The following is a 12,044-nucleotide window of genomic DNA, read 5'->3' as shown; positions in this document are numbered from 1 at the left end:
ACGACAAAAAATTAAACACTGAAAAACACCGAAAACACTGATAAAATAACAACAGACTGCAAACAACGACTCACTAACAAAAACGATTAGGAGTAAGATTACGATTAAGATTAGGAGTGGGATTTCCCGAGTACTTAACGCTAACACGGTAACACATTAACACGTTGTTACCTGAGCACCCGAACACTTAAACACTTAAACACTTGAACACTTTGACACTGTCATAAACATGGAAAATATCTATAGAAAAATTGCAGAATTGATTGAAAACGGCCAAGCCGGCGTCTTAGTCACCGTCATCGATGTGTCCGGATCGGCGCCGCGGCACCCGGGCAGCAAGATGCTGGTGCTGGGGGGCGGGACCATCGTTGGAACGATTGGGGGCGGAAAGTTGGAGGTGGATGCGATTGCCGAGGCGTCCAAGGTCTCTGCCGAACAGGGAATGGTGAAGAAATCTTTCGTGCTGAACGAGGAGAACGACATGCTCTGCGGCGGGACGGCGGAACTGCTGTTCGAGCCGGTGGGGTCGAAGGAGCATCTGGTTATCTTTGGTGCGGGGCATATCGGTTACGCCCTGGCGCCGCTGGCGAAACAGGCGGAATTTCGGGTGACCATTGTGGATGATCGCCCGGAGTATGCCAATCCGGAGCGGTTTCCTGATGCGGATAAAATTGTTGCAGAAGAGTATCCGGGAATCTTTGACAGCGTGAATTTGACTAAGCGAAGTTACGTGGTCATTGTGACCAACAAGCACATCCACGACGAGGAAGTGCTTCGGTTTGCACTGGAGCAGCCGCACAAATATATCGGGATGATCGGGAGCAGGAATAAGTCCCGGAAAGTCCTGGAGCATCTCCGGAAGGACGGCTTCGGTGAGGAACTGTTGTCCACGGTTCATACGCCGGTGGGCCTGAACATCGGAGCCGAAACGCCGTTCGAGATCGCCGTGAGCATCCTGAGTGAGATGATCGCCGTGAAACGTGGTATGGATACGGATTCGCTCTCGATGAAGTTGCCCAAAGAAGTCCATGCCAAATAACATCGCCGGGATTATTCTGGCGGCGGGAAAATCTTCCCGATTCGGCGCGCCCAAAGTACTCCAATCCTTTTTAGGTACTCCGTTTGTTACCTGTATTTCGAGTGCGTTGCAAAGTGCAGGCATCCGTGATATATGGCTTGTGCTGGGACATGAATTTGACCAGCTATCCCCAAAAATTCCTTCTAAAAATTCTTTCGAAATTATTGAAAATCCGGATTACGAGCAGGGGCAGTTCTCTTCGCTTCAGACTGGAATTCGCAGTTTACCAGCAGATGTTGCCGGATCAGTTATGTGTCTTGTCGACCATCCTCATATAAATGCTGGTACTTACCGGACTGTTGTCACTGCAGCACGGCAGGATTCCAAATCGATAGTCATTCCGACCTATGAAGACCGGGGTGGGCATCCGGTACATATCCCAGAGATTCTTTTCGAGGATATTGTTGAGGCTGATCCTGCGAAAGTGACACTGCGCGATATTTTTGACTGTTATCGAGATAAAATCATTCGCGTCCCGGTAGATGAGCCGGGCATTCGCTGGGATATCGATACGCCCGAGGATTTGCATCGGATTGAGGCGGAGTACGAGGGATTGTAGCACAAGGTGCCATCTTGTACTGGGAATAATCTCTGGAGAAAAATTTACGAGATTCCTCCGCTTCCCCGATAAATCGGGGTCGGTCGGAATGACTGGTTAAGGTATACATCGAGCAGGACAGCCTCGCAATCTCATTGCGAGGTTGCGTTATTTGAGGAGACCGCCACCGACCTCTGGAGAGGATCGGCGGCGGGACTTTTTTTATAATCAGACAAATTTATCCAATTAACGCTTGACTTCCCACTAAAGTGTCACTTATCTTTAAATCAGATAATAAAGTCTGAATAAAGGGATAAATAATATGACTGACAATACACAATCAGCGGCACCTAAGGTGGAAACCCTGTCTGAGATGATTGATTACCAGGAAGGTGCGGTGGTGAGTCGAACCTTACTCAAAAAGAATACGGGGACATTGACCTTGTTTGCCTTCGATAAGGGCGAGGGACTGAGCGAACACACCTCGCCGTACGAGGCCTTTGTCCACATCATCGATGGGAAATCCCTGATTACCATCTCCGGTGAGGAATATCACCTGGAATCTGGTGAGGTGATCACGCTCCCGGCCGATGATCCACACGCGCTGAAGGCAACGGAACGGTTCAAAATGCTGCTGACTATGATTCGGGAGAAATGATAAAATTCCCGTCGCCGATCGCTATCCGCGTCGGTGACGGTTTAAATTTCATAAGACTGTCGGCGGCTCTATTAGCGGCCACCGACAGTACTAAACCGGGAAATACGGAGCAGAATGCTCCGGTTTCAATAAAGACGAGACGTAAAATTTTAACGAGGAGGATGAGATGATTTTGAAAACATCCCGGTGGAGTATTGCACTCCTGTTATCATTGGGTATGCTAATTGGTTTACCACAGATCGGTAATGCGCATTGTGATAAAATGGACGGTCCGGTGGCACAGGCGGCTATTGAGGCACTGGATACCGGCGAATTCCAGAAAATCCAGATTTGGGTCGGCGCAGATGAAGAACAGGAATTACAGTCTGCATTTGAACAGGCGGCTGCGGTCCGGCAGGAAAGTAATCAGGCCAAAGAATTGGCCGATCAGTATTTCGTGGAAACGGCTGTCCGGCTACATCGCGAATCCGAGGGAATGCCCTTTACCGGAGTCAAACCCGCCGGTATCCCAAATCCGGAAGATATTGTTGCCGGCGATAAGGCACTTGAGTCCGGCGACGTAGATGCCATCATGAAGGTGCTCCAGGAAGAGCTGCGCACTGAAACCGAAAAATGGTTTCAAAATGCGATGGAAGCCAAGAAAAACAAAGGACAGAGCGTAGAAGCCGGCCGGGAATGGGTGGATGCATACGTAAAGTATATCGTCTACGTGCATAGCCTTTACCAAAAGATTAATGCCGGACCTGCTCATGGAGTAGGCGAGTAAATTTCATTTTATGCCGGACCCTGAATCTGGACGGTTTCTTCGGAGGAAGGGTCCGGTGTTTTCATTTAATTTTACCCCCGGATAATTGATGCCATCCGGGAATTCCATCCGGACAATTTTTCCGGTTATTACCGTATCTGGTATTTTATCTCTGCCTTTGTATCCGTCCATAATCTACACACTGTTAAGCAATTTTTTCTGAATTGCTGCATATAGCATATTCATTTCGAAATAGTGACCGGTATATGATACCGTAAATTGTGCACTATCCTAAGTTGTTGATAATACAATAAATATCAGAATAGGTTAATCAATGTAGATAGTAAAACAGAGCAGCGGGAATTCCATATTTTTTATGATATTTCGGTGTATTTCTCATGAATTATCATATCTTTGCCCATTAGCAACTGAGCCAAATATCTGCTCCCGCATCCCGGAGATTCAAATTTCGAATCTGGCATTAAATTTGTCATTGAATATGTGACTTGTGATGCCGGAAAAATCGTCGGTTTGCTTTATCGGCTCAGATGGTGGATCAGTACTGAGCGCAGATTGCCATTGCCGGTTGGAACAAAACCATAAAGAATTGACTCCAAAAATCCAGGATGCATATTTCACTTCATATCATAACGGTTTGCCAGCCCTGTGGGTGGTCTGATATGTTTGACGGCCTATGGAGGTACCGTTGAATTTTTATGCCTTATTATCGCTGGTATCAGCCGTTGTCACCTTTGTCTTCGGAAACTTTGTTTATTACAAAGAACCCCATAAAAAAATCAATCGGCTTTACTTTATCTTTGCTTCGCTGGGAGCTTTTGTCGCCCTGTGTGAGTTTATGGTCCGCAGTGCCGAATCCTATTCCGTAGCGAATTTTTGGGATCATTTGGCAACGCCATGGTTACTGTTCCCCCCGATATTATTGCATTTGATCTTATTACTCCGGGATCAGGAGAAGAAATATATTCCTGTGTTGGCCCATGTCTTCATTTATGTACCCGCTGTTGTATTTATGATTTTAAATGGGTTTACCAACCTGGTTATCTCCGATGTCACCCCGACATATTGGGGCTGGACGCACGTTCCGGCTGACTCTCTACTTGGCTACCTTGTCTCGGTATGGGTGTCCGGGCTGGGTTTTGTTACGTTGTGGTTTGGTGTCCGGTATTATCGGGATCATCCGGAATCCGAGGTAAAGAGGCAGCTCCGCTATATCCTCGCCGGGGCAGCGTTTCCGGTTTTTATCGGGTTCCTGACAGAAGGGGTTTTTAAACATCTGCGCCTGGAAATCCCAGGGATGTCAACCCCTGCATTTATGATAGGCAGCATATTGATCGGCTATGGCATCTGGAAACACCGGATGGTGGTTTTAACGCCGGCCACTGCTGCCCGGGAAATATTTGCAACCATGGCGGACTCCCTTCTCATCTCGAACGTAAACGGGATTATCGTGATGGCGAACAAGAGTGCGTTGACACTCCTGGGATATAAGGAATCGGAGCTGGTGGGACAGCCTATCTCCACAATTTTTCACAAAGAATTAGTTACCCGGTTTGGCACCATATCACCCAAAACTAAGGGGGAGACCGTAACCGGTGGAATAGAGGCTGAAGTGATTGCGAAGTCAGGTAATCGCATACCGGTGGCGCTCACCATCTCCGGGATACAGGATCCGTTTAGTGATGAGTACGGCGAAGTGTATGGTATTCGGGATTTAACCGAATATAAACGGAATAAAAGGGCGCTGGAAACGGCATATGCAGAGTTGGAAAAGCGAGTGGAGGAACGGACGGCGGAACTGCAGCATATGAATACGCAGCTTCGGGAGGAAATTTCTGTACGCAAGAAGGTTGAACTGGCTCTGCGAGACTCGGAGAATGACTACCGGGAACTATTCGAAAATGCTCATGATGCCATAATAATTTTCAATCCGGACCATGAGAAAGTGCTGGACGTCAACGAACGCGGATGTGAATTATACGGAATTCCCAGGGGAGATTTTATCAACATGTCCCTTGAGGAGATCTCCCTGGATGTGGACATGGGCAAGTATCACATCAAGAAGACCCTGGCTAAAGGATACAATCATTCCTTTGAAACACGGCACCGACGGCAAGATGGTTCGATCATGGACGTGGAAATTAACGCCTCGGTAACTCAATTCCGCGATCAATGGGCGATCCTCAGTATCAACAGAGATATTACCGAACGAAAAAAAACAGAGGAGATCTTGCGCCGGACACAATTCGCCGTGGATAATGCCCGGGACGCCATTTATTGGATTGGAAAAGATGCAGAGATCGTCTATGTCAACGATGCAGCCTGTGAGGAATTGCAGTATTCCCGGGAAGAACTGCTTGCAATGACCGTGTTCGATATTGATCCGGTGTTTCCCAGGGATGAATGGTACGAGCACTGGCAGCGCTCGGTCGATTTGGGGTCCTATATGATCGAAACAGTTCACCGCACCAGGGATGGCACGGATATTCCAGTTGAGATCGCCATTAATATCATGGAGTTCGATGGACAAACCTATCATTGTGATTTTTCCAGAAATTTGACAAGACGAAAACAGGCCCAGGAAGAACTGGTGAAGAGCGAGCGGCAGTTAAAAGAATCCCAGAAAATTGCCCGTATCGGGCACTATACAGTGAATTTACATACCGGTTGGTGGGAAGGGTCGGATACGGTGTACGAGATTCTGGGAATTTCGACTGATTATCAACGGGATTTAAAAGGAAGCTTCCAGTTAATCCATCCGGATGACCGAGCAAATATATCTGCTTACTTACTGGATGAATCCAATTATACGGAAAACGGATTTAACCGCGAGTTCAGAGTTTGTCGCCCCAAAGATGGGAAAACTTGCTGGGTCCATCTGCTGGGTCGAATGGAGTTCGATGAGGATGGGGAACTCGCCCGGATAATCGGGACGCTCCAGGATATTACCGATCGCAGGAAGGCTGAGGATGCCCTGAGGCTAAGTGAAGCCCGCCTGACCGAGGCGCAGCGGATTGCCAGAGTTGGAAACTGGGATCTCGATCTAAGGACAAATAAGATTTTCTGGTCGGCCGAAGTCTACCGCATTTTTGATCTTGAACCAGGCGATGGGATGGTAACACAGGAATTCTTTTTGTCCTTTATCCCGGCGGAGGAAAGGGCCGTAATGCTTGGGGAGGTTGAGCGTGCCATTGCTACGGGATCGGAATATAAAAATGATTATGCCATTATCCTGAAAGATGGACGGAAACGGCATGTCCACGCGGAGGGAAAGGTTGGTTTTGATGGGGATTCGAATCCCGCCCGGGTGTACGGAACGATTCAGGATGTCACGGAGGTCCGGCGGATTGAGCGGGAACTAAAGAATTCCCTGCAGGAAAAAGAAGTACTGCTCAAAGAAATTCATCACCGGGTGAAAAATAATATGCAGGTGATATCGAGCCTCCTGAATCTCCAGGCCAGAGATATTCAAAGCGAGGAGACTTTGCGGATGTTCCGGGAAAGTGAAAACCGGATACGGTCTATGGCGCTTATCCACGAACAGTTGTACCAGGCCTCGGACCTCGCCAGTATTAATTTTGGCGAATACATACCGACCTTGTCCCGGACGTTGTTTAGTTCCTATAGTCAGTCAGCAGAGCGCGTGAAATTGTCGCTGGATGTAGAACAAATTATGCTGGGAATCGATACGGCAATTCCGTGCGGACTAATTATCAATGAATTGGTCTCCAATGCGCTAAAATATGCTTTCCCCGAGGACCAACAGGGGGAGATTCTGATCGGATTTCACAAAGAAAAATTGCGGGACACAAAGGGGGATGATGATCGCAGAGTGCGATATATTTTGAATGTCTCCGATAATGGTATCGGCTATTCTGACGATATAAAATCAATGGAGGCTAATTCGCTGGGATTGCAGTTGGTCAAGAGTTTGGTACAGCAGCTGAAGGGAACCATACAGGTGGAGAATGGGCACGGTTTGCGCTTTCAGATTGAATTCCAGGATATTGACCGGAGTACCTTCACCTGACTCCGGTCCAACCACGTGGTTGGTGAGAAGACAGCCCTGGGATAAATAGCAGAGAATTACAGGTGCAACGTAAACATGGGTGAGTAGGGGGAGAGGAAGGTATGGCCGCAGACAAAATCCTCATTGTGGAAGATGAGTACATTGTGGCGATGGATATTCGGAGCCGGCTGAAATCGCTGGGATACGAGGTGGTTGGTACGGTGGCCTCCGGAGAGGAGGCGGTGGAAACTGCTGTGGGGTCCCGACCGGATCTGGTATTGATGGATATCATGCTGGACGGTGAGATGGACGGCATTATGGCGGCCGAGCAGATTCAGCAGCAGAGTGGAATCCCTATCGTCTTTTTAACAGCGTATTCCGAACAAGACACCCTGCAGCGCGCAAAAAATACGGAGCCGTACGGATACATTCTGAAACCATTTCAGGAGAGGGAACTCCACGCCAATATTGAAATTGCACTTCACAAATATAGGCTGGAACAGAAAGTTCGGGAACAGGAAGAACGGCTAAAACTTGCCATAGAAGGCGTTGGCGGGGGCATTTGGGATATCGAGTTCAATTCCAATGACTATTACGACTTTCAACAGCACAATATTTTTATTTCCGACGAAATAAAGGAGATTTTACACTATTCCCTGTCGTCAACACCGAATTCCCTGGCCGAGGTTTTCCAATACCTCCACTCAGAGGACCTGGACAGACTGCTTTCAAATTTTGATAAACATCTGAAGAGCAGAACAGAACTTTTGACGTCAGAATTCCGGGTGATTAGAAATGGGGAGGAACTAGGCTGGTTTTCCATCAATGCCAGAAGTCACCGGAATAAAGACGGTGATATTGACCGATTAACCGGGGTAGTTTGGGATGTAACTGAAAGGCAAGAGGCGGGATTACGGCTGGAACGGGTAAACCGGTTGCTCCGAGCTATCCGGAACGTGAACCAACTTATAGTACGGGAAGACAATCCGAAGCGCCTGATCGAATTCAGCTGCGACACCATGGTTGAAACCATGGGATTTGCCGCCGCCTGGCTGGTCTTGTTCGAGCCCATCACCGTGACTGATGATCACCAGATTGCGCTGACCTCAGACCTTCTCTCAGTGAAAGAGTATGCGCAGCGGAATGTTGATGAAGGCTTTACGGAGTTTCTCAAAGAAATTGAACAAGGGGTGCTGTTCCCGTGCACCTCGGGTTGTTTGACGTCGCCGAACCTGACAGTCATCACGGAAAAGAGTGAAATCTGCGAACGATGTCCAATCCATAAAACACATCCGGATGGGGATGTAATGGGGGCCAGAATCGGATACGGGGATACAGTTTATGGAGTCCTCTCTGTGGTTCTCTCAGAGGAATATCAAGATGATCCCGAAGAGCAGGACCTGTTCCGGGAAATGGCCAGTGACATTGGCTTTGCAATGTATGATATTCAGTTGGAAAAGCAGCATCAGGCAGCCATCGACAGGGCAGAACAAGCCCGGGAACAGTTGGAATTTGTCACGGACAATCTCCCGATTATGCTGGCGTATGTAAACTCAAGCGGAGAGTTCGTCCTGGCAAATCAAAATTGTGAAATTCTCTTTGGGCTGTCCAAGGGAGAATTAGTCGGGAAGCGTCCATCCGCTCTGGGCGAGAACAGACTATCGGATAAATTCAGTTCCGCTTTCCGCAAGGTGTCCGCCGGAGAAACGGTCGAAATCAAGGACGTTGTTCAGACTCAAACGGGGGGTGTGCGGCACCTGCAAATCAGTTTTATCCCGGAACCCGGAGAGACCGGCGGATATTTTATTCTGGGCCAGGATATTACCGAACGAGTGGAAATGGAAAAAGAGCGGAAACGGCTTCAGGATCAACTGATGCAGTCTCAAAAGATGGAAGCACTGGGGACCCTGGCAGGTGGGATTGCACATGATTTTAATAATATCCTGACTCCGCTGATTGGATTCACCGAGCTATCCATCCGCCAGATTTCGGAAGAATCCGAAGTATTCGAAAACCTGCAACATGTCCTGGCATCCGGACACCGGGCAAAGGATTTGGTACAGCAAATTCTCACTTTTGGTCAGCGGTCCGAGCACACGCACAAACCGCTTGATATGCGGGACGTACTCGGGGAAACCATCAATCTGGTCCGGGCTTCTTTACCGGCCACGATACGCATCGATACAGAGATTCCGGATGAGTCCGGAATGGTAATGGGCGACCAGACACAAATACATCAAATTATCATGAACCTCTGTACCAACGCCAAGCATGCCATGCGGGAAAAAGGCGGGATCCTCAGTGTCGAGTTGCAGCAAGTAACGTTAGACGATAGTAATTTCGAGCATGTGCCGGAACTGTTACCCGGAGAATACCTGGAACTTTCCGTGAGTGATACGGGGACGGGTATGCCGGAGTCGGTGCGGAACCGGGTATTCGAGCCATATTTTACCACCAAGAGCAAGGGCGAAGGGTCCGGCTTGGGGCTTTCCGTGGCGCACGGGATTGTCCGGGAACACGGAGGCCATATCGAAGTCTCAAGTAAGCTAGACAAAGGATCAACATTTCGGATATACCTGCCGCTGGTTTCCAAAGAGTCAACCACGGACCACGGCGGAGACCAGACCGATGAAATACCCCGTGGTACCGGATCGATTCTAATTATCGATGATGAACCGTATGTCGTGGATTGGCAAAAGCAGGCACTGGAGCTTCTGGGATATTCTATCACCGGGATGACTGATCCGGCAAAAGCTCTCCAAACCTTCCGGGAAGCGCCTGACCGGTTCGACCTGGTGATTTCCGACGTGACCATGCCTGGAATGACCGGAGATATTCTAGCCGAAAAGATCAAATCAATCCGGCCGGATATCCCGCTCATTCTTTCCACCGGGTACAGCGAAAAAGTGAATTTCAGCAATGCGACTGATTATTTCGCAGATAAATATCTCATGAAACCCGTGGACTGGAAACAGCTCGCTCTCGTAGTGAAAGACTTGATCACAAAAGATAATCCATAGCAAATAATCCTGTACAAAATATTGCCTCACGCATACTGTGTAAGCAGCATCCGAATTCACCCATGCAATTCAGGTTTCTATCCCTTACCTTCTCCATTGATGAAAAAATTGAGAGATGCGATTGAATAGCAACACAAAGGAAAGTGAGATATTATGAGCGTAAGTAATGGCGATACTGTAAAGGTTGAATATACGGGAAAACTGCAGGATGGCAGTGTGTTCGATTCATCGGAAGGCGGAGACCCGTTAGAATTTACCGTGGGTGAAGGTCAGTTGATCCCGGGCTTTGAAGAGGCCGTTGACGGAATGGAATTAAACGATGAAAAGACCGTGACCATTGAGGCTGATGAAGCGTATGGACAGAAAAATGATGATTTTATTCAGGAATTTCCCAAAGATTCTCTCCCGGATGAAATCCCCGCAGAAAAAGGCCAGCAGCTTCAGCTGCAGACGCAGGACGGCCAAGCTATCCCCGGAATCATTACCAACGTCGGTGATGAAAACATTATAGTGGATATGAATCACCCGCTGGCGGGAAAAGACCTGACATTTGACATCAAGGTCGTAGAAATCGACTAATCTTACTCACATCGGATTACCGAGTTCAGCCGTCGTTCCAATCCGGAGCGACGGCTGTTTCATTTTCGTTAGTTTTTTCATTCCCCAAAACAGTTAAGAAAATAGCCCTTCTAAAAGACTGGCGTACCAAACATATTTTGAAAACAGATAAACAGTACGTGCCATATTTCAGGAAACTGAACTGAAGTAGCACCGGAAGGTCACGCTGCTAGTTCGTGATTTTTTCGCTCGGGACATTTTCGGTGTATTCCTGGACCGGTGTGTGTTCATCCCGAATCAACTGTTTCACATACTCAATATCATCCTGGTGAACATTTCCCTTTCGGTGTTTCCGGAATCCGTAATCGCTGAGCAGCAGGTGCCGGTCAGGCTCAACATCATGCCGCGTCAGGCTGTGTTTGACACAGGCAAGCGGACAACCGTCGACGGCGATGATATGCCTCCCGGATTGCGCTTTGCGAACCAGCGACGGGATGTCACCGCCTACACCGGCAATGCAGGACATTTCGGCTTCACCTGCCCGGTCCAAATCTACGGCGGCAGCATTCGCCAACTGAGCAACATTGGAGACACCGGAGCAAGAATAGATGAGTGGAAGTTCGGTGTGTTTTGTTTTTTTCGTCATACAAGCCCTTCAAATCAGATTAATTTATCCGAAATATAAAATCCAGGTGCATTGTATGCAAGGAACGGAATGAATAACTCTTATTGAAAAAGAGGCATTCAGAACGATACCCGGCTAAAATAGGACAAAAAACTCTTGATTTATGTCGACGTATCTTCTATTATTCAGATAAATAAGTCTGAATAAAGGGAGGAAACCATGAAAGCCACTGATGTCCTGAGAGAAGAACACGACGCGGTCCGACTCGCCATGCGTATTTTGGATCGGATTTGCACCCAAATCGAAGAAGGGGAATCATTCGAAACGGCTCACCTGGAACAATTGCTGGATTTCATCCGAACATTTACGGATAAGTGTCATCACGGCAAAGAAGAAGACCTGCTTTTCCCGGCGATGGAAGCGGTCGGCATTCCCGGAGAAGGCGGGCCGGTGGGCGTGATGTTGTCCGAGCACGAGACCATGCGTGGATATATCCAGGGATTTGCCGAAGCGTTAAATAATTACGCTAATGGCGATGAGTCTGCCAAAGATCGTATTGTGGAAAATATCCGCACTTACCTCAACTGGCTGGACGGGCATATCGATAAAGAGAACAACATCTTATTTATGATGGCCGATACACATCTGAGTGCTGATAAACAGGATGAACTTTATGATGCCTTTGAACAGTTGGAAACAGAACGTATTGGAGACGGAGCCCATGAGCGCTACCATGAGATGCTCCGGGAACTCAAGGCGATTTATATTGACAATATTGACAATGGAGATGCTGAG

Annotated in this window: 8 protein-coding genes and 1 pseudogene; 8 read left to right on the top strand and 1 reads right to left on the bottom strand. The window is 48.1% G+C overall.

The window, feature by feature from the left end:
• Nucleotides 1-229: 229 nt before the first annotated feature.
• The 7 genes from K9N57_11205 (at nt 230) to K9N57_11175 (ending at nt 10,645) form a co-directional block, all read left to right on the top strand.
• Nucleotides 230-1,039 (top strand): XdhC/CoxI family protein, encoded by an 810-nt coding sequence (locus K9N57_11205; protein ID MCF7804749.1) that lies wholly within the window; start codon nt 230-232, stop codon nt 1,037-1,039.
• A complete protein-coding gene (locus tag K9N57_11200) occupies nt 1,029-1,637 on the top strand; it encodes a nucleotidyltransferase family protein (protein MCF7804748.1) in 609 nt (202 codons plus the stop codon). Before K9N57_11205 ends, K9N57_11200 begins: the two co-directional genes overlap by 11 nt.
• A gap of 301 nt (nt 1,638-1,938) precedes the next feature.
• Nucleotides 1,939-2,274: a cupin domain-containing protein gene (locus K9N57_11195; protein ID MCF7804747.1), complete on the top strand. Its 336-nt coding sequence runs from the start codon at nt 1,939-1,941 to the stop codon at nt 2,272-2,274.
• Nucleotides 2,275-2,440: 166 nt separating this feature from the next.
• On the top strand, nt 2,441-3,040 hold the full coding sequence (locus tag K9N57_11190) for a DUF6448 family protein (GenBank protein ID MCF7804746.1): 600 nt from the start codon (nt 2,441-2,443) through the stop codon (nt 3,038-3,040).
• Nucleotides 3,041-3,725: 685 nt separating this feature from the next.
• On the top strand, nt 3,726-7,067 hold the full coding sequence (locus K9N57_11185) for a PAS domain S-box protein (protein MCF7804745.1): 3,342 nt from the start codon (nt 3,726-3,728) through the stop codon (nt 7,065-7,067).
• Nucleotides 7,068-7,168: 101 nt separating this feature from the next.
• Entirely contained in the window at nt 7,169-10,066 is a 2,898-nt protein-coding gene (locus K9N57_11180; GenBank protein MCF7804744.1) for a response regulator, read from the top strand.
• 150 nt (nt 10,067-10,216) lie between these two features.
• Nucleotides 10,217-10,645 carry a peptidylprolyl isomerase gene (locus tag K9N57_11175; protein ID MCF7804743.1) on the top strand — a complete coding sequence of 143 codons (429 nt, stop codon included), beginning with the start codon at nt 10,217-10,219 and terminating at the stop codon, nt 10,643-10,645.
• 208 nt (nt 10,646-10,853) lie between these two features.
• Here K9N57_11175 and K9N57_11170 read toward each other — a convergent pair whose 3' ends face one another.
• Entirely contained in the window at nt 10,854-11,270 is a 417-nt protein-coding gene (locus tag K9N57_11170; protein MCF7804742.1) for a putative zinc-binding protein, read from the bottom strand.
• A 198-nt stretch (nt 11,271-11,468) separates the two neighbouring features.
• On the opposite strand from K9N57_11170, the pseudogene K9N57_11165 reads away from it, so the two are divergent.
• A pseudogene (locus K9N57_11165) lies at nt 11,469-12,020 on the top strand (hemerythrin domain-containing protein).
• The last annotated feature ends 24 nt before the right edge of the window (nt 12,021-12,044 follow it).

This window comes from Candidatus Neomarinimicrobiota bacterium (genome assembly GCA_021734025.1).
In the GTDB taxonomy this organism is placed as follows: Bacteria; Fidelibacterota; JAANXI01; order JAANXI01; family JAANXI01; genus JAANXI01.
Note: the sequence above shows the minus strand (reverse complement) of the source record. Positions and strands in the feature narration are given on the sequence as shown.